Genomic DNA, 21,914 nt, shown 5'->3' with positions numbered 1-21,914 from the left:
TGATAGATCAGATACCAATCGCTTGGTATGCATCCGCGATCTTTCTAATCGCGATCACATAAGCCGCAGTTCGGAACGTCTTCATTTTCGAAGAGGATCGCTTCAACTCGGCCATCTTGTCATAGGCGCTTCGCATAACGTCCTCGAGGCCCGACCTCACCAAGTCGATCTCCGCACCGCCTTCCAGGAAATCATCCCGAATATCAGTGGGGAAAGGTCGCTCCGTCATTGCCTCAAGAGCGTGGGTCAGCTGGAGATTGCGTCGTTCGCGACGCCGACGCTCCATTAAGCCGAATGGGATGTGAGTGATGTTCTTGACCCATTCGAAATAGCTGACGACCACGCCGCCGGCGTTCACGAACAGATCGGGCAGGATAACGACGCCTCTATCTGCAAGATAATCTTCAGCCTCGAAACTGATGGGGCCGTTTGCCCCCTCAGCAATCAGTTTCGCCTTGATCCGGGAAGCGTTGCGGGCGGTGATCGCATTTTCCATCGCTGCCGGAATGAGAATATCACATTGAAGCTCTAGGCCCCCGCCAGAATCCTCGATGCTCGTGGCCCCCGGAAAGCCCAGAATGGTGCCGTTGGCCAGTTGATACTGTTTCACTGCTTCAATCGGGAGGCCATCTGGATTCGTGATGTATCCGTCCCGTTCGACAATACCAATGATCTTGGCCCCGTCGTTTTCACTCAGAAATTTAGCCGCGTGGTAGCCGACATTCCCCAACCCCTGCACGACGATGGTCATGGAGCTTAGCTCGCGACGGCCATCGATGCCGTTTTCATGGGGATCACGCAGGTAGCTTTGTATCGCGTATTGTATGCCCCTGCCGGTGGCTTCCGTCCGCCCGGCGATGCCCCCACGAGCAAGCGGCTTTCCCGTGACGCACGCGTTGGCATTTACGACATCTGATGGACCTGTACGCTTGTATTCGTCAGCCATCCAGGCCATTTCCCGCTCCCCGGTGCCCATGTCCGGCGCAGGCACGTTCCGACCGGGGCAAATGAGGTTGCGTTTTGCGAGTTCCTGCGTGAAACGACGGGTAATTCGCTCGAGTTCATGCGGCTCCCACTGAGCGGGATCAATCTTCAAGGCTCCTTTCGATCCGCCGAAAGGTACGTCAACGACAGCGCATTTAAGGCTCATCAGCGCGGCCAGCGCTTCGACCTCTTCCTGATCGGACAGGAGAGAATATCTGATACCGCCCTTTGCCGGTTCCACATGCTCGCTATGGACAGACCGCCAGCCGGTGAAGCTGTACGTCCGACCGCGGAGCCGTACCCCAAAGCGGACAGTGTAGGTTGAGTTGCAGGCTTTGATCCGTTCAGCGAGACCTTCCGATAGATCCAAGTGCTCCATTGCGCGGTCGATATACGCGTCGACACTTTCAAGGAAGGGCGTGTTGGAACTTATCGGCGAGAGGTTTTGTTGATCCATTCTACGGCTCCGGTAAAACAGGTTGCGAGAAGTTACCCCCTTCTCCGGCGTGGCGAAGGGGCTAAGAATTGGTATTCGGCTTCTATCGGCGCTTTAGGCGTTGATACACAGCGTCATCAGTGGCAGCGCCGCACAGCGCATCGTAAATCGACGGCTTTGTGGATAGAGACCGTCGAACCGGCCCGCTCGCTGAAACAGTCGCCGCCATTGGGCTGAAACTAGCCTTCAGACAAGCGACGGGCGCTCCGCAATGCGGGCAAGGAGGCCACCCACAGTGAGACTAGGACCGAGAAACAGATCCATGCAAACGCGAATGTAGAAATTGCCAAAGCAGACATATCATCGTTTCCGGCTAACCAATGGCCTCGGAAAGTTCCGGCAAGGCTTCGAACAGATCGGCGACGAGGCCGTAATCCGCAACCTGGAAGATCGGCGCTTCTTCATCCTTGTTGATGGCGACGATAACCTTCGAGTCCTTCATGCCGGCCAGATGCTGGATGGCGCCCGAAATGCCTGCGGCGATGTAAAGCTGCGGGGCAACCACCTTGCCGGTCTGGCCCACCTGCCAGTCGTTCGGCGCATAACCGGCATCGACGGCTGCGCGCGATGCGCCAACGGCTGCACCGAGCTTGTCGGCGACTGGAAGGATGACTTCCCTGAACTTCTCGGAAGAACCAAGCGCGCGGCCGCCCGAGATGATGATCTTCGCAGAGGTCAGTTCCGGACGGTCGGACGACGCCAGGGCATCGGAAACGAAGCTGGAAAGGCCGGGGTTTGCGGCCGCGCCGATGGTTTCGACCGCTGCCGAACCGCCTTCTGCCGCTGCCGCAAAGGCGGTCGGACGCACGGTGATGACCTTCTTGGCGTCGGTTGCCTGCACCGTCTGGATGGCGTTGCCGGCATAGATCGGGCGCTTGAAGGTATCAGGGCTGACGACCTCGATGATTTCCGAGACCTGGGCCACGTCGAGAAGGGCCGCAACGCGCGGCGTCACGTTCTTGGCGGATGCCGTCGCCGGGGCGATGATGACGTCATAGGAGGGGCTGAGCGAAACAACCAGCGCCGCCAGCGGCTCGGCGAGCGCGTTGGCATAGGATGCGTCTTCGGCAAGCAGCACCTTGGACACACCGGAGAGTTTCGCGGCAGCGTCGGCAGCGCCCTTGGCATTGGCGCCGGCAACCAGCACATGGACGTCGCCGCCAATCTGCGCTGCCGCCGTCAGCGTCTTCGCCGTCAGGTCGGAAAGGGTTGCGTTGTCGTGTTCTGCCAGAAGAAGAATGGCCATAAGAATATCTCCCTTTTCCGAAACCTTAGAGGACGCCGTCGGCTTTAAGCTTTTCGACCAGCTCGGCAACCGAGCCAACCTTGATGCCGGCCTTGCGGCCCGCAGGTTCTTCGGTCTTCAGCACCTTCAGGCGCGGCGAAACATCGACGCCGAAATCGGCCGGAGCCTTCTTGTCGAGCGGCTTCTTTTTCGCCTTCATGATGTTCGGCAGCGAGGCGTAACGCGGCTCGTTCAGGCGCAGGTCGGTGGTGACGACGGCGGGAAGTTTCAGCTCGATCGTCTGCAAACCGCCATCGACTTCGCGGGTGACCGCGACCTTGCCATCTGATGGTACGACCTTGGAGGCAAACGTGCCCTGGCCCCAGCCGAGAAGGGCGGCCAGCATCTGGCCGGTCTGGTTGCTGTCGTCGTCGATCGCCTGCTTGCCGACGATGACGAGACCGGGCTGTTCAGCCTCAGCGACACCCTTCAGCAGCTTGGCGACGGCGAGCGGCTCAACCGTTTCGTCGGTCTCGATGAGGATGGCGCGGTCGGCACCCATGGCGAGCGCGGTGCGCAGCGTTTCTTCCGCCTTGGCCGGGCCGATGGAGACGACCACGACTTCTTCGGCCTTGCCGGCTTCCTTCAAGCGAAGGGCCTCTTCCACCGAGATTTCGTCGAACGGGTTCATCGACATCTTCACATTGGCAAGCTCAACGCCAGAACCATCCGATTTCACGCGGATCTTCACGTTGTAATCGACGACTCGTTTAACGGGGACAAGGATTTTCATTTTGCGGTTCCCATGTTTGTATTCAGTTTAAGCAGGTGCCAAGCGGCTGCCTTACTGGCACAGTTGAGCTACAAGCCTGTCATATGCCTTGAGCGTCCTGTTCCAGAGCTCGGCATAGGCCGCGTCGGTCATGTAGGCTGCGTGGGCTGTCAGAGTAGTGTTCGCGCGCTGCGTATAAGGGTTGGGTGCCCGAAGCGGTTCTTCAGGAAACACGTCCAGAGCCACGTGGCCGACCTGTCCGCCCGAAAGCCCTTCAAGGAGAGCATATTCATCCACGAGCGCGGCGCGCGCCGTGTTCACGAGAATAAAACCCCTAGCCGGAAGCATGATCCGGCGAGAATCGATGATCCCACGCGTCTCATCGCTCAGAGAAAGATGGAGCGAGACGACGCTCGCGCCGTCGAGCGCCTCGTCAAGATCTGCGACAAAGTGCGGATTGTCCTTGTGAGTCCGGTTCCAGGCCGACACCCGCATACCGACCGAGCTTGCCAAATCGGCCATCGTCGCGCCGATCCCGCCAAGTCCGATCACGGCAATCTTCAGATTTTCGAGCTGCAGCCCGCCTAGCGGTTTCCACTCACCAGCGCGCAGTTCGCGATCCATCGTCGCGATGTTGCGGGCGGCTGCAAGCATCAGTGCGAAGGCGTGTTCCGCAACAGCTCGATCGCCGTAGCCAGGCGTAGTCAGCACATCAACCCCCCGTTGGACGGCGTCATCGAGATCGAGATAGGTTCCTGCTCCCGTTCCCATGAAGATCACGGCACGGACCGACGGGCATGCCGCGAGGACAGAGCTGGGGACCACCGTGTGTTCGACAAAAAGCACGTCCCTGTCCGAGCACAGTTCGATCAGCTCGGCTTCCGTCGGTGTGCCGTAGTTGATCCGTACAGAACTTGGGACGTGTAGGCGCTGCAATTCGATCACTCGCCGAAGTTCCTCAGTGCAATCAGCAAAGACTGCGCGCATCGCACAATTCCTCCTCTGGCACCCAAGGGCATGGCCCTGCCGCGCCGATCCTCAAAAGGATGCCCGGCAGGAACGCTGCCGGGCAATGAGATACTGACTTTACGCTGCCGACGACAGGCGCTCGCCCTCGATGGCATCCCGCACGATCCGTAGTGCCTCCTCAAGATCAGTATCCGACAGCACGATCGGAGCCAGAAACCGGACGATGTTGCGATACACGCCGCACTTGATGACTAGGAGACCGCCCTCCCGAGCGCGTTCCATGACGCGCTGAGCGCGGTCCGGATCCGGCCGCTTCGACGTTGAATCCGTCACAAACTCGATTGCCTGCATAAAGCCGCGACCGCGAACAACGCCGATGAAGTCATGTGTGGACTGAAGTTCTTCCAACGCGGCGTGGAGCGTGTTGCCGAGTGTCTTTGAGCGTTCCAGCAGGCCGTCCTGCTCGAAGGCATCAAGAACGGCGAGTGCGGCCGCGCAGGCAATGGCGTTGCCGCCATATGTGCCGCCGAGGCCGCCTGGTGTCGGAGCATCCATGATCTCCGCCTTGCCGACTACACCGGAGATGGGGAAGCCGCCAGCGAGGCTTTTTGCCACTGTCACGAGATCTGGCTGGATGCCCGAATGCTCGAAGCCGAACATCGTGCCGGTTCGGCCAAAGCCGGTCTGGATTTCGTCCGCGATCAAAACGATACCATGGCGTTCGGTAATCGCTCGAAGCTGTTGCAGGAACTCGACCGGAGCGGCAAGGAAGCCACCGTCGCCCTGAACAGGTTCGATAATAATCGCGGCGACGCGATCCGGCGCAATTTCCGTTGCAAACACTTCTTCGAGCGCTGCGATCGCCCCTTCAGTCGTCACACCACGATAAGCGTCTGGATAGGCCGTGTGGAATACTTCCCCCGCGAACGGGCCGAAGTTCTGCTTGTAGGGCTGGCCAAAGCCGGTGAGCGTGACGCCGAGCAGGGTTCGGCCGTGGAACCCGCCACGGAAAGAAATGATGCCGGGACGATTGGTGTAACCGCGAGCGATCTTGACGGCATTTTCGACTGCTTCGGCCCCGGTGGTCAAGAAGACGCTCTTGTAGGCTGCCCCCTTGCCGACCAGCTTGTTGAGGCGCTCGGCGAGCTCGATGTAAGGCTCGTAGGCGGCAACCTGGAAGGCCGTGTGGGTGACACGCTTCAACTGCTCCTGGACGGCAGCCACGACACGCGGGTGGTTGTGCCCGACGTTCAGCACGCCGATGCCGCCGACGAAGTCGAGATATCGCTGACCTTCCGTGTCCCAGATGTAGGCGCCTTCGGCACGTTCAACGAGGATCGGATGGGCGGTTAGAATACCCCTCGGGATATTGTTCTGGCGGGCGGCGAGAAGCTCTTCCTTGCTGCGCTTTGTCATAATGATTTCCTTTCTGCGTGATTGTTCTGGACAGACAGCGTTACGAGGTCGTCTTGGGACCGCCTATTGATTAGCGATCCCTTGCTCAGAGAAATGAATGGTCAGGCGAATGCGTCGAGCGTACCGACGACGGGCTTCTCGCCACTTGTGTCGACGACACATGATCGGGCCGGCGATACGTTCTCTTCGGTGATGCCCAATGCGGCTATGTCGGCGGGGATCTCAGCGCCGACGGCGAAGCTCGCTGCAAGCCGTGCGGCAGCTGCGCCGCCCATCACACCGTTGCCGCCCTGCCCCGCCAACCAGATGAAACTCTGCTCCTCGGGATCGCGGCCGATGACCGGCTCATGGTCCGATGCGAAAGTCCTGAGACCGCCCCACTTGTGCTTGACGCTCTTCACCTCCATCGTTGTGAACGTGTGGATGCGATCGATCGCGATTGCGACCTCGAGCTCGTCGGCCTGTGCATCGCAGGGCTCGGACGGTGCCATGTCGACCGGGGAAACCATGATGCGCCCGGCTTCCGGCTTGAAGTAGAAGGTTTCGGCCACATCGAACGTCATCGGCCATGTCTGGATCGAGCTGCCGGCCGGCGGGTCGAAAACAACCGCGGTACGGCGGAACGGGATGACATTGCGGTAGGAAAGTCCCGCGAGTGTCGCAACTTCCTGTACCCAGCCACCCGCCGCGTTGATCACGACTGGCGCTTCGAACGAGCCGGCAGGCGTGGATATGCGCCAGACACCATCCGTCCGCTTCAAGATCTCGACCCTTGCATTCGTGACCACTCGTCCACCACGAGCGCGGAGCATTTTCAGATAGCCGCTCAACAGCGCGTCCGTGTCGATGTCCATGCAGTCCGGCTCATAGAGGGCCGAGACAAACTCGCTTGACTTGATGACCGGGCAGAACCGCAAAGCTTCTTCGGACGATGTCAGTTCGATCGTCGCCCCTCGGCGAACAAGCTCTTCAGCCTGGGCTTTCAATTGCGCCTGCTCGCCGTCGCGGGCCAAAAACAAGGCACCACGCGGCGTGACGAGTGGCACGTCGGTAAAGCCGTCCGGAGGCGTCTCAAGGAATGAGCGCGACGCCGTAACCAGTCGGCTCCACAATGCCGGTCCGTAATTCTCTGACATCACAGCCGCCGAGCGTCCGGTCGAATGATATCCGGGGGAGGATTCCGTCTCGAGAACGATAACCTTGCCATTCCCGCTTAGTTCATAAGCGACGGATGCGCCTGCAATCCCCGCACCAATAACAATAAAGTCAGCCGTTTCCATTTTCCGTTCCCATTTATAAGCGCTCGCGCTCCGTTTCAGAAGACAGCTTCGCCGATTTCGATGTCATGCGTTGGCCGCAGGAGCTTGACGTTGCCGTTCGTGTCCTTGGCGCCCAGTATCAAGATTTCCGACTGGAAGCCTGCGATGTTGCGCGGCGGCATGTTCACCACGCAGGTCACTATCTGGCCGATCAGCTCTTCGGCGCTGTAGCTGGTGATCTGGGCGCTCGACCATCTGCGGCCGAGATCGCCGAAATCCACCTCAACCTTGTATGCCGGGTGACGTGCCCGCTCGAACGGCTGTACCGTCAGGACACGCCCGATACGGATATCCACCTTCGCGAAGTCGTCATAAACAATCTGAGCCTTTTCCATTACCAACCTCATTTTCTAAGTTTGGACCATTGTGCACCTGATCGTGCAGTGGCTTACGATGATTGACGGGGGCAATTTTGGTCGTTGCTATCAACGTTGCGGTTCGTTTCGGCAGATTGTGCCGCACAACCTGGAGAATGATGTCTCAAACACTTGGAGAACATCATGACCATAGCGCAGCAGCTGAAAGATCCGGCCCTTTTTACCGAACTCTGCTACATCGGCGGAAACTGGGTGGGTGCCGCGAGCAAAGCCACATTTGCAGTCGACAACCCTGCCACGGGTGAGATCATCGGGCATGTACCCGAATTGGGGGCACCAGAAACTGACAGCGCTATTGCTGCGGCGGATGCAGCATTCAAATCCTGGCGCAAAAAAACCGCTGGAGAACGTGGAGCGCTGCTCGAGCGCTGGTTCGATCTCATGATCGAGAATGCGGACGACCTTGCGCGGATCATGACGCTGGAACAAGGAAAGCCGCTTTCCGAGGCTCGTGGAGAAATCACCTACGGCGCGTCCTTCGTAAAGTGGTTCGCCGAAGAGGCGCGCAGGATCTATGGCGAAACCATTCCCGCTGCATCGGCTGACGGCCGGATCATCGTTCAGAAGCATCCAATCGGCGTCGTCGCTGCGATTACCCCGTGGAATTTTCCGAACGCTATGATCACACGCAAGGCTGCCCCGGCTCTTGCCGCGGGCTGCACAATTGTAATCAAGCCAGCCGAAGCAACGCCGTTTTCCGCGCTCGCTCTTGGCGTTCTCGCCGAGCGTGCGGGAATTCCCAAGGGCGTCATCAACATTGTAACCGGGAAACCCGCCGAGATTGGCGGCGCTTTGACCCGCAGCTCAATCGTCAGAAAGTTGACGTTCACCGGTTCGACCCGAGTCGGAAAACTGTTGATGGAACAATGCGCTTCAACCGTTAAGCGAGTTGGATTGGAGCTCGGAGGCAATGCGCCATTCATCATCTTCGATGATGCCGACCTCGATGCTGCGGTGACCGGTGTGATGGCAAGCAAGTTCCGCAATGGCGGCCAGACTTGCGTTTGCGCCAACCGCATCTTTGTACAGGAGGGCGTCTACGAGGCATTCGCCGGCAAATTGGTCGCGGCAACCAATAAGCTCGTTGTCGGCGACGGCCTAGCGGAAGCAACAACAATCGGCCCGATGATCAATCGCGCAGCGATCACGAAGATCCAGGAGCATGTCGACGACGCGACCGCGCATGGCGCGTTGGTCGTTACCGGCGGCAAGTTTAGGTCGGGGCTGTTCTACGAGCCGACTGTTTTGATTAATACCACAGTCGATATGAGGATCGCACAGGAAGAAACTTTCGGCCCGGTAGCGCCTCTCTTCCGCTTCAACACGGAGGACGAAGCGGTCAAATGGTCGAACGATACGCCGTTTGGTCTCGCTTCCTATCTCTACACACGCGATATCTCGCGCGCGTTCCGCGTCGCCGAGGCGCTTGAATTCGGCATGGTTGGCATCAATGCTGGATCTGTGTCTACGACGGCAGCTCCGTTCGGCGGCATCAAGGAATCCGGTCTGGGTCGCGAAGGTTCGCATCACGGGCTTGAGGAGTTCCTAGAACTCAAAACCCTTCACCTCGGCGGCATCTAAAGAGATCAATGCTATGGAACAGCGGATATGCCTCCCGAACCTCGAAGATCCCCGGAGGCTAGATCCGCGTCTACAACGGGGGGCGGCTCGCATTTATCGTCTTTGCCCTCGCCTGCGGCGCACTCGTGGTGTGGGCCCAGACCTGAATCATCACCTGTAGACGATGGAGCCCGGCGATTGACCGGGCTTCTTTTTTTCCCACTGCAGCCGGATTCGCCGAGGCGCGACACTCTTCGCACGGATCTCGCAAGCGGGATCGTCAGCTGCCGCGACCGCCCGAAAAACATCGCGGCAGATATGGATAGGTAGGCCCTGCACTTCGGCAAATGCCGCCAAGTCGATAGATTTGAACGATATAAAATGCCGAGGAGTCGCCCTAACCTTTGTGTGGCGCGCCTTGGGAGCGGTACTCCGCGAGGACGCGTCATAACGCCAATTTAGGGGAACTTTGGAACATGACGACAATCAAACATATGGGTTGGGCGCTTGTCGCTGCATCTCTGACATTCGGAATGGCGAGCACAGCTCATGCCGATAAACTGGACGACGTCCTTAGCGAAGGCAAGGTACGCTGCGCCGTCGTTCTCGATTTTCCGCCGATGGGCTTTCGGGATGCCGATAACAATCCGACCGGCCTTGATGTCGACGTTTGCAAAGATCTCGCCAAGGCACTTGGAATCGAAGCGGAGATCGTCGGCGTCACCTGGGCCGAGCGAATCCCTTCCTTGATCTCCGGCAAGACGGACGTGGTCATCGCATCGTCTTCGGACACGCTGGAGCGCGCAAAGACCGTCGGATTGAGCATCCCGTATATGGTGACCTATTTCCAGGCACTTCTTCCCGCGGATTCAAAGATCACCAAATGGGACGAGCTCAAGGACGCCAAAGTCGGTGCCGCCGTGGGCACGACCTACGAAAGCAATTTTACCGACTACAAGACGCAGCACTGGCCCGATTCCAAGGGTGAGTTCATTACGTTCCAGAGCGAAAATGAGAGCTTCATGGCTGTGGGACAAGGCCGTGTGGATGCAACTATCGGCTCCGATACGTCGATCGCAAACATCGTGAAATCCGGCAAATTCGGGAAAGTGAAACTCGGACCGATCGCACCCTTTGGAAAGGACGTGACCGCGTTCATGACGTTGCGGGAGGAGTATGGTTGGCTGAACTACCTCAATCTGTTCATCAACCATGAACATCGCAACGGCCGACTGCAGGAACTCTACGGGAAGTATGTCGGCGGCACCATGCCTGATCTGACCACTCCCGGCGTCTATCGCTAATTAATCATCGAGAGCGCGTGCAAGCGCAGCCTGCGCGCGCTTTCGGTTTGGAGACGACGCTATGAACTATCATTTTCTATGGCCCCCGGTCATCAAGGCGCTTCCTCATCTGTTGGAAGCGGCGCTCGTAACACTTCAAGTTACAGTCATCTCGATGATTCTGGGAATGATATTTGCCCTTTTGCTAGCCTACGGAAGGATGTCAAATGCGTTTCTGCCGCGAGCGTTGGCGGGGACTTGGATTGAAATCGCACGAAACACGCCGGTTTTGTTTCAGATATTTTTCTTCTATTGGGGCCTTGGCGAGTTCGGAATTTTTCTTGGCTCGTTTACCGCTGTCGTGACCGCCCTGACCTTCAACACTGCCGGCTACATGGCGGAAACTTTCCGTGGCGGTTTCAACTCTGTTGCACCAACGCAGGTTCGAGCCGCGAGATCGCTCGGCATGACAGCCTATCACGCACAGCGCTACGTGATCCTGCCGCAGGTTCTCCGGGCCATCTACTATCCAATGACTAACCAGTTCATCTGGGTCCTTCTCATGAGTTCTCTCGGTATGCTCGCCGGACTTCGCGAACTTGCGGGCGAGACACAATTCTACAACTCGCGGACCTTCAGGACCTTCGAGTTCTTCGCAGCAGCGGCGGTCATTTATTATATACTCGCAAAGCTCATCATGCTGTTGGCTCGACTCGTCGGCTGGCGATTGTTTCGGGGGCAAGCGCAACGATGAATGATCAGGCTCAATTTTTCACAAGCCTTCGTTGGGACGATCTGTGGTTCCTCGCCGAGGCGGCATTACGAACGCTCATCATATCAATCACGGCAATAACCGCCGGTACCCTGATCGGTGTCGTGTTTGGCTGGTTGCTGACGCTCAGAAACCTCTTACTGAACGCCGGCATCATGTCTGTCCTTGACGTCTTCCGAAGCGTGCCTTTGCTCATCCAACTCATCTTATTCGACAGTTTCGTGGCGATCGCAGGGTTTCCGATGACTGCATTCTGGTCGGGGACCGTTGTTCTTTCGCTCTATACCGCAGGTCTTGTCGCAATGGTCGCGAAGTCCGGTATCGAGGCTGTCAGCCCGCCGATGCGCAGAGCCGCTCGTTCTCTTGGGATGACGTATTTCCAAGACATGCGCTACGTCGTTTGGCCCATCGGGTTGCGGTCTGTTCTACCCTCCTGGATCGGGGTGGCGCTGTCAGTCGTAAAAGACTCCGCGCTGGTATCGGCAATTGGCTACGTGGAGTTGCTGCGTGCATCCCAGATCCTGACGACGAGGACACAGGAGTCGTTCAAGATCATGCTCCTTATCGGCCTGTTTTACTTCCTGCTCTCCTATCCGATCGCGCGTGCCGGAGACCTTATCGAAAAGAAGTGGAAGCGATGATTACACTTGAAAACGTACGCAAGTCTTTCGGGACGCATGAGGTTCTGAAGGGTATTAACCTTGAGGTCTCCCAGGGCGAAGTGCTCTCGATTATTGGCGCTTCCGGGTCAGGAAAATCCACACTGCTCTACTGCGTGAATGGGCTCGAACCCATCCAAGGCGGGCGGATTAGCGTGGATGGAACCGACGTTCATAGCAAGACCACGAATCTGAACAAGCTTCGTGAGAAGATTGGAATGGTATTTCAGCAATGGAATTCCTTCCCGCACCTGACGACCTTGGAGAATGTCGCGTTGGCCCCGCGCATTGTCAAAAAATGGAGCAAGGCCGATGCCCAGGCGATGGCGGAGAAGCAACTAAAACACGTCGGCCTCGGTGATAAACTCGATGCCTTTCCGCTTGAGTTGTCTGGTGGTCAGCAGCAGCGCCTCGCCATCGCTCGCGCGCTTGCTATGGAACCTAGCTACATGCTGTTCGACGAGGCCACGTCGGCGTTGGATCCCGAATTGGTGGGCGAAGTGCTCGATACCATGCGCATGCTTGCGTCAGAGGGAATGACAATGATTGTGGTCACCCACGAAATGGGGTTTGCAAGAGACGTTTCTGATCGGGTCGCTTTCTTCCACCAAGGGGTGATGGAGGAGATCGGACCGGCGAAGGACGTTATGACAAACCCCACGAGTGAGCATCTGCAGCGTTTCCTTGCCAAGGTGCGGTAGTCACCTTTGTTACGAAACGATAGATGAAAATGGTGGGGTCTGGAAAGCGGGCCCTACCACAACCGCGCGCGTGCTTACTCACCTGCCCTCGGTCGCTTCCTCCAGACCGGTCCCACCGTCTCCGGCGAACATTACCCGTCAGCAATTCAACGTGTCGATACTCGTTAGACATAAGCCTGTCCTCAAGCCTGTGCTTGAGCCTTCCTGCTTATGCCGACTGTCCGGTCGAAATGGGGGGCAGTTCACATCGAGGTGCATACACTGCTCGATCAACCGTCGCAAACCAGCGCCTATTTATTGGGTTTGGAGCCTAACATTACTTTGGTAGAATTTATTCCGGGATGATTTGGAACCGGATACGGCAGTGTGGACATCGTTGTGGCGGATGGTAGTTTGAGAGCACGGCTATGACGGCGCGTCGGATAGCTGGCAGTATCGGTTTAGGCGGGCCGTGTCTGTTCCTTTTTTTCCCGCTTTGCCTTGTATGGGCGCTGATGTTGCAGGAAGGCATATGCGATCATGGTCATCAACGTGTGTCGGTGTAGGCCTTGCCATGATCGACCTTCGAAGTGATCGAGGCCGAATTTTTCCTTCATTTGCTGATGAGCCTGCTCGCAGACCCAACGAGCTTTAATGGCCGCTGCCAACTGTCTTAATGTCGCTTCTGCTGGAAGATTGGACAGGTAGTATTTGCGTTCGTCGTTTGAGCGCCTCTCGCCAACCAGCCAGGCTTCCTCGCCTGGCATATGCTGCTGTCCCTTGTCGAGGAGGCGTTGGGGGCTGCCATCCGCAATTCGAATGCGTAGGGCAGCAAAGCGCGAGGTCAATCGGCCTTGGGTGCCACGCCGCCAGCTGAGTTTCGTCCACGTCGAGGCCGCCAGCGTATCGGGGATGGAATACTTGCGCGGTTGTCCACGGCCCGCGACAGGAAAGATCAATGCGACATCATGGGGATAAACCTTCTGATGCTTGGGAACGCCGACGGCCCAGGTGAGACCCCGCGCACTCAACCCCTGACGAAAGGCGGCCGACAGACCGTAATCTGCATCCGCGAGCACAGTACCAAACCGGACACCTGCGGCAATCAGCCGATCGATCTCGTCGAGCGCAATCTCCGGCTTGGTGCGCGATACGCGCGACAGCTCGGGAACGCCCGCTTTTGCCATTCTGTCCTGATCACAGGTCCAACTCTCGGGCAGGAACAGCCGCAAACCCAACGTGACAGGGACCTCGTCGCGTACCAGCGTCAGTGACACCAGCGTCTGGCAATTGGCGCGCTTGCCCAGCATCGACGCATATTGCGGCGCGACCCCTACCGAGTGGTCGCCCTTCTTCGGAAGGACCGTATCGTGGATCACCAGAAATGCATCTGGAGCTCCGGCTATTCTGTCCGCCTGCACCGCCAATTCCGCCTCAAGCGGACCGGCGTCCCAAGTACTATCCGAGATGAAATGATGCAGGCGGTCGTAGCGATCAGGCGCAAGGCGCTCCGACATCGACCCGATACTCTTGCGATCTCCCGGCCCGATCAGGCCCGAAACATAGATCGGGCACATCTCCCGCCGCTTCTTGTGACCAAGTTTCTCAACGAAAGGCCTCAGCCATTCCGTCAGTACAACTCCCTGCTCTGCCATCCTTCGCACCCCTGTTGGAATGCCAAAGATGGCCGATTAGCCTTAACCTAGGATTAATCTGCCAAAGTAGCGTTAGGGCGCGCCATGGTAGATCGGGCTGCGGAGCTTTCAGCATTTTTGCATCCATTCTACATAGGCTTCGACATAGGAAGCAAAGACAAATATCCCGCTTTTTAGGAGACGAAACTCTCAATCGCCTCTCAGATCAATCCAGTAGTCCTGCCAGCGCCCGCCGTTGTAGAAGAATTTTTTGAGTAGTGCTTAGTCAAGCCAACTGGTCATTTCCGGCCGATCCGTTGAGATAGCCCAACAAGCCAATGGGCTAGCTCTCTGGCCAAAATTTGCTTTTTAGCTCAAGGTGAGCTCGGAACCTCTGTAGTTCCGAGAAGCTCACCTACTCAGCCGCGTCTACCTAAATCTCGAAAGGGAGGCGAAAGCCTGTCTCTTCCCAGTCCACCGCTATAAGCAAGCCGATTCCAGAGAGTGTTATGAATGCCGTCTTCAGGTCGTTGCCGCCGAAGCAAATATTGGTGGTGAAAGGATCGCCGAAGGCGACACGGCGTTTGACCTCACCGGTTGGCCTGATAACGATCACTTCCCCGGTCATCGTAGCCGCGACATGGATGTTGCCCTCTGCATCCACCGCAAGGCTATCGAATCCCTGGTAACCAGGGAGACCGCAAATGCAACGCCCCCCATAAGGCGAGGGGAACGATTCCTTACGGACGACCCCCGGCTCGATGATATCGAAGGCAATAATTCGCGAGGGTTCCATGTCAGCGACGTAGAGTATTTTCTCGTCCGGAGACAGGCCGATGCCATTTGGCGTCAGTACAGGAAACGCTATCTCGACGATTGACGATCCGTCTGCCCGCGCATAGAAAACACCTCCGTGGTCGCGATCTTTTTCTCTGGTCTTGCCGAGATCGGTGAAATAGAAGCCGCCGGCGGAATCGAAGACGATATCGTTGGGTCCGCTCAAACGATGATCGCCGCAACGATCATAAAGGCGGATGACCTCACCCGTTTCTGGATCGACACGGTCGATGCTCCCGGTCGCATAGCTTGTCGCCTGGCCTGTCGGATGGAGAATGCCGTCACGCTCCTCCCATGTGAACCCGCCGTTGTTACACACATAAAATGCGCCGTCCGGACCAACGGCAAGCCCGTTGGGGCCGCCCGGCACCTTTGCGATAACGCTGACATGTCCGTTCATGTCGACCCGGCTCACCGTCTCGCGTTCGATTTCCACGATGGCAATCGAACCATCTTTCATCAGCGTGGGGCCTTCAGGAAATTTCAATCCCGTCGCGATAACCCGCCCAGGCACTTTGTCCACTGGTATCAGTACACTCATTCCCATCCTCCAGAATAGAGTTAAGAAGGGCAACGTTGCCCTTCCCGAAAAGCAGCGTCAGCCACCATATTGCTTGAGGATCGCAATAGCTTCAGCATCGTCCTTACGAAGCTTTGCCAGTGTCTCTGCTGCCTGATCGCGCGTGATGGCCCTGACCGGCGTTCGGAAAACGTCGTTGGGAACATTTTCTCCACGGCCCAGCGCCAATGCTAACTGAGCGGTTTTTTCACCGACAATATCCCAGGGAGTATCCGTGCTGAATGCGATCGGACTTTCCGGACGAGCCATTTCCTCTAGCAGTTGCTCAGAGAAATAGTGATTGGCAATCATGATATTGGTGCGGTTCATCTGGTTCAAACCCTGAACCGCACCGATGGACAGGGGCCACCACCAGGAGATAATGGCATTGATGCTTGCAGGGTCCGGGTTTGCCTGCAAAAGCGACAGGACGTTTTCGCGCCCTTTCGATATCTGGTCGCTGCCGGACGTGCTGCCCGACATGAACGGGAGAACCTTCATGCGCGGCTCGAAGCTGGTCATCATCTCGAGTTGGGCTGCTTCCATATCGAACGGTTGGAAAAAGCCCTTATCCTCGGCGGTTTGAACGATATTGCCCTGTCGTTTCAGCGCATTCTGCACAAAATAGCCAAGCGCGGTGGCCAAGCCCCATGTGTCTTCGACAACAGACGGAGAATCTTTCACGGTCACCTGAAATCCAACCGTCTTGATGCCGCGGCGATGAGCGTCCTCGGCGATGTAAGCGGTCTCGGACTCTGTCGCGTAATTGCCCATGCAAAGCACGTCGATTCCACGATCGAGAAGCTGGCGCATAGCGTCGAGTTCGCTCTGTTTTGTCGGCTCGCCGCGAATGGTGACCACTTCGCCGCCATTATCGAGAACGGTCTTTACCATCGTACCCATGCCGCGCCGCCAAGGCTGGTTGAACGGGCCGTAGGTCAGAGGAATGCCGACTTTCACCTTCTTCCCGCCGCTAGATACCGGAATGTTTTCCGCACTGGCGATCGACGCGACACCGGCACCTGCGGCAAGTACTGCGCCACCCAGTGCCAACGACTGTATCAACGAACGCCGGCTGAACTCGACGTGTTCAAAAATCTCTTGAATATGTGGAATCTTCGTCATGCTACACACCTCCTCTGTGTTTATTTTATAGTTGTTATGCGATCGCTTTCCTGACGGCCTGCCCGGACATGACAAGCGAGAGCACCTGATCGTAGGTGCAGTCACGCGTCGGCCCTTCAAAAATCCTCTGCCCTTTGCGGATAACCATCGTGGTTTCGCTCAGGGACAGAATTTCGTTGAGCGAGGACGATATGACGATGATTGCAGCCCCATGCTCCGCGAGCCCCAGAATCGTCGCATAAATCTCCGGGATTGCTCCGACGTCCACACCGGAAGTCGGCTCGACGAAGATATAAATACCGGATTTCGACGACATCCATTTCCCGATCACGGCCTTCTGCTGATTGCCTCCGGACAAGAACTTCATTGTGCGTTCGGGCACGCGCGGATTGATATTGAGCTGGTTCATGGTTGCCTGTGCAAAAGCCAGTTTGTGACCTGACCGGACCCAGGAAAGGCGACCGAAACGCCTTAGCACCGGCATCGCGATGTTATCCGCGACGCTCAGGTTCGGAAACAGCGCCTGCTTGCGGCGATCTTCCGGGATGAGAGCGATGCCGCTCTGTTGTGCAAGAGCGGGCGAACCAAGTTTACGTAGAGCGCCCGAGACCAGAACCTCGCCAGCATAGCCGGTCAATCCGCCCAGAATTTTTTCGACCTGCTCCATGCCCCCGCCGACAGGACCGGTGATGCCCAGCACTTCTCCAGCACGAATGGAAAAAGACAGAGACGACAATCGCGCATTGGATAGATTCCGAACCTCGAGAGCGACAGTTTGCCGGGCCAGTCCTTTGTTTCGAACTTCCAGATTTTTCTTCGACCGATCCACCATGAGTTCGGTCACACGCTCTTCGGTAATCTCTGATCGACCGAGTGTCGCAGAAACTCTCCCGCCACGAAGGATTGTGGCGCGGTCGCAGATTTTTTTCACCTCGTCCAACCTGTGTGAAATGTAGACGATCGTGATGCCTTGCGCCTTGAACCGCTCAATCAGCGTAAACAGAAGATCGACCTCGTTACCAGAAAGCCGCGCTGTAGGTTCATCAAGAATAATGAGTTTGTATCGCCGGTGAAAAAGCATCGCCAGCGTGACGAGTTGCATCTGGGCGGCGGTCAGATTGCGCGCCATCTCGTGAACATCCAGATCAAGACCGATCGTATCGACGATCTCCTGTGCCTTGCGGAATATGCCGGGGCGATCGATGAACACCCCGCCCGGCTCGTTGCCGAGCAGGATGTTTTCGGCAACGGTCAGACCGGTGACCATTTCCGCATCCTGATAGACCGCGCCCAGACCATATCCGTGGGCATCAATGGGGCCGCGAATGGACGCCACCTCCCCGTTGACCATGATTGTTCCGGCTGTCTGGGAATAAATGCCCGTCAAGATTTTGATAAGCGTCGATTTTCCAGCTCCGTTTTCGCCCAGAAGGCCGTGCACTTCAGCTCTTTCGAAACTTAGATCGACACCTTTTAGAACTGGAACTCCGCTGAAGTCCTTGGTCAATTGCCGAATTTCGACAATCGCGTTGCTCTGCGTTGCAGACATCACAGTGCTCCCTCAGATAAACTTGAGATGGATTTCTTCACGGTTGAGAAGAGCGTTGGCACCGACCGCCAGGATCAGAATCAGGCCGTTGGCAAGCTGGCGCGCTGCGAAGGGTATGCCCAGCATATTCATGCCGGCGCTCAGCATGTAGAGGAAGAAAACGCCGATCAAAGTTCCAAGAATGTGAGGTTTGCCCTTTCCGTAAATCGTCGCGCCCAGATAGACTGCTGCAAAGGATTCAAGCAGATATCCTTGTCCACCGACAGGCTGTGCCGAGGAGGAGATCGACGTGAGCAAAACACCGCCCATACCGGCAAAAACAGCAGACAGAATGAAGGCGGTGATGATCCAGAAATAGACCTTGATACCGGAATAATAAGCCGCCATCGGATTGTCGCCCACTGCAGTGATGTAATATCCCGCGCGCGTCTTCGTCGCCAGCAGATGGCCGAAGGCTGCGAGTATAAGCATGATGATGACGGGAAAAGCGATCCAGCCCACTCGACCCTGACCGATGAACCGGAAAGCAGTCTCACTGTAATCGACGGCGACTTGATAGCCGCCCGTTATGAACAAATTCATTCCACCGAGAACGAAGCTTACTCCGAGTGTGACAACGATGCCGGAAAGACGCCCGTAGGTAACGAGCAGGCCGTTTATAAGACCGATCAGACCGCTGACCAGAAGTGCCACAAGGATTGCCGCCGCCGGACCTGCAATCGGGATCATCAACGCAGTCACGATCGAGGCTGTGGTAACGGTCAGACCGATAGACAGATCGAAACTGCCCGCGACCACCACATAGGTGAGACCGATGGAGACGAGCGCGCTCACGATCATCGAAAATAGGATATTGTTGAAGTTTGCCACCGTGAAAAACCACGGGGACATGACCGAGAAAATGATGGCGACGGCGATGATAACGGTCAAAGTGCCCCATTTTCTCAAGAACCTCAGGATTAATCCTTCCTGCGATTTTTGATCATGTCTTTTCGGAGCCGTGTTCGCGCCAGACTTTTCCGATGCCGTAATGATCGACATATTATTCCTCCGCTTTTTTTCAGATTTCCGGCCCTATGCGCCTCGTATTACGACGAAGCTCAACCTCCAGTGGACTATAGAAATCTCTCGTAATAAGATGGATGTCCGCAATATTGTCAACAATAATTTCAGACAATATTGCGGACAATGATCCTTCGCTTTATCGCAGTGCCGAAAACCGGGTGGGCTCCAGCACCATATTGGTGATGGATGTGACGATAGGGCCTTCACGCTCGCTTTCCTTTCGCTTGGCGGTCCAGTCCGGATCCGCCATGAAAGCATTCCAGATCTTCTGACGATGATCCATGCTGTCCCACGCGAGAATGTAATGCAGATCATGATTGGAAGGGCCAACCGCAACTGTCCAGAAGCCGACCTGCCGGATACCGTAGGTGTCCCAGAATGCCAGCGTTGTTTCCTCGAACCGCTTAAGCAGATCCGGCAGCTTGCCCGGAGCGCAGTGATAAATCCGCATCTCGTAAATCACGATGCAATCTCCTTGGAAACGCTGAATTCCAGCTCCATCGCTCGGCGGAATTTATAAGTTTCGTCGGCCTCGTCGATTTCCACATCATCCCATGTCAAGGCGGCGCCTTTTGCCACGGGCCGGGTTAGTTTGAGATGGCTTGCCAGCCCGATCGGCAGGCCGCCGATACTGAGACTGTCTGCGGCGGGCATAAGGCGCCCCCAAACCATAAAGCCACCTTCCCCATCGAGAACATCTCCCGGCCGGAGATCTTTTTTCGCCGTGGCCACGACATCGGCGACGAAAGCAGTGGGTTTACCCGTTGCTTCACCGCGGAAAAAGGCAGCGAAAATCGAAACGTTCAGTTCCAGTCCGATAAGGTGGAAAGGACGGTGGAGCGCGGCATATTCGCCACTCTTGTCGGTCGTAACGCCATATTCCTTGAAGCAGCGCTTTGTGTATTCATTCGGGGCCTTGAAGACCACGTAGACACCCCATCGGATGTTGTTAGGTATCACCGACCCGTCGCGATAGACGCTAGAAACAACCTCCACCTGACCGTGGTGGTGCAAGCCTCCCTCATGGCTGCCGACCTGTAGGGTCTCCGCCAGCTCCTCGGCAGAGCAAGGCGGGAAGAACAGCCCCTCCGGCGAAGGACGCAGCCCGGTCGCATTGGAGACAGCCGCCATTTCGATGCCGGATTTCGTGCCGTCGATGAAAGAATTGAACATCTGGGCGTTCATGCCGCCCTTCTTGGCATCCTCTACCGCGACCCCCCGATTGGCCCAAACTGTGTCCGGTGTGGATTCGTGGAACGACGGAAGATAGCGCGTGCCTTTGCCAGCCGCCGCGATGTCAAATCCGCAGCTGCGTGCCCAGTCAACCATTTCGCATATGAGTGCCGGCTGATCGCCGTAGGCAAGCGAGTAAACCACGCCTTTGTCGTCGGCAAGCTTTGCCAGTAGCGGCCCCGCAAGCACATCCGCTTCGACATTGACCATCACAATGTGTTTGCCAGCGGCGATTGCCTTGCGGGCATGATAAACTCCGGCCGCCGGGTTGCCTGTAGCCTCGACCACGACGTCGATCTCATCAAGCGACGGCAGGTTATCCCAGCCTTCGACAAATGCGGTTCGAGCGATATCGTCCTCGTCCCATCCCACATTTCTGCAGGCCGTCTTCGCGCGCTCTGGCGAAAGATCTACGATGCAGACCACATCGATGCCTTCCGTCGTCGGCACCTGAGACAGGAACATCGATCCAAACTTGCCGGCACCAATCAGGCAGACACGCACAGGTGCGCCATTGGCAGCCGCATTGCGGGCCATTGCGGATAAATTCACGATATATTCCTCTGTTCTGAAAGTTAAGGGTTTCGCATCAGGGTCCGTAGACCGTAGCGGTCTATCCAAGCGAGACCTGCCACTGTTTTTTCAGCGGGCCGGTACTCACAGCCAACCCAGCCGGAATAGTCAGTTGCTTTGAGGCAGTCGAAAATTGCCTCAAAATCGAGCTCCCCGCTACCCGGTTCGGACCGCCTTGGCGTATCGGCAACCTGCACGTGCGCCACAAGTGGACGCAATGTCACAAATGTCTCGATCTCGTTTTCACCGGACCGGCGACAATGATAGAAGTCAAACTGAAGCCGAACGAATGGCGAATTCACACGTTGAACGATATCGGCCGCCTGTCTCTGCGTACTGATATAGTAGCCCGGAACGTCATGGGAATTGAGTGCTTCAAGAGTAAGCGTCAGTCCGGCTGACCTCGCCAGCCCGGCAGCCCATGACAGATTCTCCAGCAGAATGTCTTCAACCGCTTCGCGAGGCAAATCGGGATCTGGAACTCCGGTGAGCAGATGCACAAAACGGACGCCCAGCGGAAGAGCATAACTCAGCGCCTCATCCACACTTCGGCGAAACTCGTCTTGCCGTCCGGCGAGGCACGCTAAACCCTTCTCGTTTCTAGTTGGTTCGCCCACGGGCGAATTTACCAAAATCAGGTCGAGATTGTTGTCGTCCAACTGCTGCCTGATCTCGCTGATATCCAGACCGTAAGGGTAAAGGAGTTCAACCGCCCCAAACCCTGCCTGGCGTGCCGCAGCAAACCTTTCCATGAAGCCGTACTCTGTAAACATCATGGAAACGTTCGCGCACAGGCCAAACGACCGCCCTCCTCCCGCGCGCCGCTC

Annotated in this window: 19 protein-coding genes and 1 pseudogene; 5 read left to right on the top strand and 15 right to left on the bottom strand. The window is 56.9% G+C overall.

Annotated elements, in window-relative coordinates:
• Nucleotides 1–7: 7 nt before the first annotated feature.
• From AC5I5B_RS05675 to AC5I5B_RS05645, 7 genes are all read right to left on the bottom strand, one after another.
• Nucleotides 8–1,363, bottom strand: a complete 1,356-nt coding sequence (locus tag AC5I5B_RS05675; protein ID WP_495752492.1) for a Glu/Leu/Phe/Val family dehydrogenase — start codon at nt 1,361–1,363, stop codon at nt 8–10.
• 430 nt (nt 1,364–1,793) lie between these two features.
• Nucleotides 1,794–2,726 (bottom strand): electron transfer flavoprotein subunit alpha/FixB family protein, encoded by a 933-nt coding sequence (locus AC5I5B_RS05670; protein WP_495752440.1) that lies wholly within the window; start codon nt 2,724–2,726, stop codon nt 1,794–1,796.
• 25 nt (nt 2,727–2,751) lie between these two features.
• The gene (locus AC5I5B_RS05665; RefSeq protein ID WP_080864778.1) at nt 2,752–3,498 is read right to left on the bottom strand and encodes an electron transfer flavoprotein subunit beta/FixA family protein; all 747 of its coding nucleotides are present in this window, start codon (nt 3,496–3,498) and stop codon (nt 2,752–2,754) included.
• A 51-nt stretch (nt 3,499–3,549) separates the two neighbouring features.
• The gene (locus tag AC5I5B_RS05660) at nt 3,550–4,422 is read right to left on the bottom strand and encodes an NAD(P)-dependent oxidoreductase (RefSeq protein WP_495752439.1); all 873 of its coding nucleotides are present in this window, start codon (nt 4,420–4,422) and stop codon (nt 3,550–3,552) included.
• 141 nt (nt 4,423–4,563) lie between these two features.
• Entirely contained in the window at nt 4,564–5,862 is a 1,299-nt protein-coding gene (gene gabT, locus AC5I5B_RS05655; protein WP_495752438.1) for a 4-aminobutyrate--2-oxoglutarate transaminase, read from the bottom strand.
• Nucleotides 5,863–5,963: 101 nt separating this feature from the next.
• The gene (locus tag AC5I5B_RS05650; RefSeq protein WP_495752437.1) at nt 5,964–7,142 is read right to left on the bottom strand and encodes an NAD(P)/FAD-dependent oxidoreductase; all 1,179 of its coding nucleotides are present in this window, start codon (nt 7,140–7,142) and stop codon (nt 5,964–5,966) included.
• 35 nt (nt 7,143–7,177) lie between these two features.
• Nucleotides 7,178–7,516 carry a tRNA-binding protein gene (locus AC5I5B_RS05645; RefSeq protein ID WP_495752436.1) on the bottom strand — a complete coding sequence of 113 codons (339 nt, stop codon included), beginning with the start codon at nt 7,514–7,516 and terminating at the stop codon, nt 7,178–7,180.
• Between the two features lie 165 nt (nt 7,517–7,681).
• Here AC5I5B_RS05645 and AC5I5B_RS05640 point away from each other — a divergent pair, with 165 nt between their 5' ends.
• The 5 genes from AC5I5B_RS05640 to AC5I5B_RS05620 all read left to right on the top strand — a co-directional run bounded on the left by AC5I5B_RS05640 (nt 7,682) and on the right by AC5I5B_RS05620 (nt 12,533).
• Nucleotides 7,682–9,139, top strand: a complete 1,458-nt coding sequence (locus AC5I5B_RS05640) for an NAD-dependent succinate-semialdehyde dehydrogenase (RefSeq protein WP_495752435.1) — start codon at nt 7,682–7,684, stop codon at nt 9,137–9,139.
• A 473-nt stretch (nt 9,140–9,612) separates the two neighbouring features.
• Nucleotides 9,613–10,422, top strand: a complete 810-nt coding sequence (locus AC5I5B_RS05635; RefSeq protein ID WP_495752434.1) for a transporter substrate-binding domain-containing protein — start codon at nt 9,613–9,615, stop codon at nt 10,420–10,422.
• A 61-nt stretch (nt 10,423–10,483) separates the two neighbouring features.
• On the top strand, nt 10,484–11,155 hold the full coding sequence (locus AC5I5B_RS05630) for an amino acid ABC transporter permease (protein ID WP_495752433.1): 672 nt from the start codon (nt 10,484–10,486) through the stop codon (nt 11,153–11,155).
• The gene (locus tag AC5I5B_RS05625; RefSeq protein WP_495752432.1) at nt 11,152–11,814 is read left to right on the top strand and encodes an amino acid ABC transporter permease; all 663 of its coding nucleotides are present in this window, start codon (nt 11,152–11,154) and stop codon (nt 11,812–11,814) included. The genes AC5I5B_RS05630 and AC5I5B_RS05625 overlap by 4 nt, the downstream gene beginning before the upstream one ends.
• Nucleotides 11,811–12,533, top strand: coding sequence for an amino acid ABC transporter ATP-binding protein (locus AC5I5B_RS05620; protein WP_495752431.1), 723 nt, complete (start codon nt 11,811–11,813; stop codon nt 12,531–12,533). Before AC5I5B_RS05625 ends, AC5I5B_RS05620 begins: the two co-directional genes overlap by 4 nt.
• A 443-nt stretch (nt 12,534–12,976) precedes the next feature.
• On the opposite strand, the pseudogene AC5I5B_RS05615 reads toward AC5I5B_RS05620, so the two are convergent.
• The 8 genes and pseudogenes from AC5I5B_RS05615 to AC5I5B_RS05580 form a co-directional block, all read right to left on the bottom strand.
• Nucleotides 12,977–14,167 (bottom strand): annotated as a pseudogene (locus AC5I5B_RS05615) (IS701 family transposase); the annotation flags it as partial.
• Nucleotides 14,168–14,579: 412 nt separating this feature from the next.
• Complete coding sequence (locus tag AC5I5B_RS05610) at nt 14,580–15,524, bottom strand: SMP-30/gluconolactonase/LRE family protein (protein WP_495752430.1); 945 nt, start codon at nt 15,522–15,524, stop codon at nt 14,580–14,582.
• A 57-nt stretch (nt 15,525–15,581) separates the two neighbouring features.
• Nucleotides 15,582–16,667, bottom strand: a complete 1,086-nt coding sequence (locus tag AC5I5B_RS05605; RefSeq protein WP_495752429.1) for a sugar ABC transporter substrate-binding protein — start codon at nt 16,665–16,667, stop codon at nt 15,582–15,584.
• A 34-nt stretch (nt 16,668–16,701) separates the two neighbouring features.
• Nucleotides 16,702–18,216 carry a sugar ABC transporter ATP-binding protein gene (locus AC5I5B_RS05600; protein WP_495752428.1) on the bottom strand — a complete coding sequence of 505 codons (1,515 nt, stop codon included), beginning with the start codon at nt 18,214–18,216 and terminating at the stop codon, nt 16,702–16,704.
• Nucleotides 18,217–18,228: 12 nt separating this feature from the next.
• A complete protein-coding gene (locus AC5I5B_RS05595; protein ID WP_495752427.1) occupies nt 18,229–19,257 on the bottom strand; it encodes an ABC transporter permease in 1,029 nt (342 codons plus the stop codon).
• A 160-nt stretch (nt 19,258–19,417) separates the two neighbouring features.
• Nucleotides 19,418–19,744 (bottom strand): NIPSNAP family protein, encoded by a 327-nt coding sequence (locus AC5I5B_RS05590; protein WP_495752426.1) that lies wholly within the window; start codon nt 19,742–19,744, stop codon nt 19,418–19,420.
• Nucleotides 19,741–21,066, bottom strand: coding sequence for an NAD(P)H-dependent oxidoreductase (locus tag AC5I5B_RS05585; protein WP_107676497.1), 1,326 nt, complete (start codon nt 21,064–21,066; stop codon nt 19,741–19,743). Before AC5I5B_RS05585 ends, AC5I5B_RS05590 begins: the two co-directional genes overlap by 4 nt.
• Before the next feature lie 23 nt (nt 21,067–21,089).
• Entirely contained in the window at nt 21,090–21,863 is a 774-nt protein-coding gene (locus AC5I5B_RS05580; protein WP_495752425.1) for a hydroxypyruvate isomerase family protein, read from the bottom strand.
• Nucleotides 21,864–21,914 lie beyond the last annotated feature (51 nt).

It is taken from the genome of Agrobacterium sp. (assembly GCF_059499945.1).
Note: the sequence above shows the minus strand (reverse complement) of the source record. Positions and strands in the feature narration are given on the sequence as shown.

What these genes read in the sequence shown, in the direction of transcription:
- AC5I5B_RS05675 (WP_495752492.1), bottom strand. Translation starts at nt 1,363, where the DNA reads ATGGAGCACTTGGATCTATCGGAAGGTCTCGCTGAACGGATCAAAGCC.
- AC5I5B_RS05670 (WP_495752440.1), bottom strand. Translation starts at nt 2,726, where the DNA reads ATGGCCATTCTTCTTCTGGCAGAACACGACAACGCAACCCTTTCCGAC.
- AC5I5B_RS05665 (WP_080864778.1), bottom strand. Translation starts at nt 3,498, where the DNA reads ATGAAAATCCTTGTCCCCGTTAAACGAGTCGTCGATTACAACGTGAAG.
- gabT (WP_495752438.1), bottom strand. Translation starts at nt 5,862, where the DNA reads ATGACAAAGCGCAGCAAGGAAGAGCTTCTCGCCGCCCGCCAGAACAAT.
- AC5I5B_RS05650 (WP_495752437.1), bottom strand. Translation starts at nt 7,142, where the DNA reads ATGGAAACGGCTGACTTTATTGTTATTGGTGCGGGGATTGCAGGCGCA.
- AC5I5B_RS05645 (WP_495752436.1), bottom strand. Translation starts at nt 7,516, where the DNA reads ATGGAAAAGGCTCAGATTGTTTATGACGACTTCGCGAAGGTGGATATC.
- AC5I5B_RS05640 (WP_495752435.1), top strand. Translation starts at nt 7,682, where the DNA reads ATGACCATAGCGCAGCAGCTGAAAGATCCGGCCCTTTTTACCGAACTC.
- AC5I5B_RS05635 (WP_495752434.1), top strand. Translation starts at nt 9,613, where the DNA reads ATGGGTTGGGCGCTTGTCGCTGCATCTCTGACATTCGGAATGGCGAGC.
- AC5I5B_RS05630 (WP_495752433.1), top strand. Translation starts at nt 10,484, where the DNA reads ATGAACTATCATTTTCTATGGCCCCCGGTCATCAAGGCGCTTCCTCAT.
- AC5I5B_RS05625 (WP_495752432.1), top strand. Translation starts at nt 11,152, where the DNA reads ATGAATGATCAGGCTCAATTTTTCACAAGCCTTCGTTGGGACGATCTG.
- AC5I5B_RS05620 (WP_495752431.1), top strand. Translation starts at nt 11,811, where the DNA reads ATGATTACACTTGAAAACGTACGCAAGTCTTTCGGGACGCATGAGGTT.
- AC5I5B_RS05610 (WP_495752430.1), bottom strand. Translation starts at nt 15,524, where the DNA reads ATGAGTGTACTGATACCAGTGGACAAAGTGCCTGGGCGGGTTATCGCG.
- AC5I5B_RS05605 (WP_495752429.1), bottom strand. Translation starts at nt 16,667, where the DNA reads ATGACGAAGATTCCACATATTCAAGAGATTTTTGAACACGTCGAGTTC.
- AC5I5B_RS05600 (WP_495752428.1), bottom strand. Translation starts at nt 18,216, where the DNA reads ATGTCTGCAACGCAGAGCAACGCGATTGTCGAAATTCGGCAATTGACC.
- AC5I5B_RS05595 (WP_495752427.1), bottom strand. Translation starts at nt 19,257, where the DNA reads ATGTCGATCATTACGGCATCGGAAAAGTCTGGCGCGAACACGGCTCCG.
- AC5I5B_RS05580 (WP_495752425.1), bottom strand. Translation starts at nt 21,863, where the DNA reads ATGATGTTTACAGAGTACGGCTTCATGGAAAGGTTTGCTGCGGCACGC.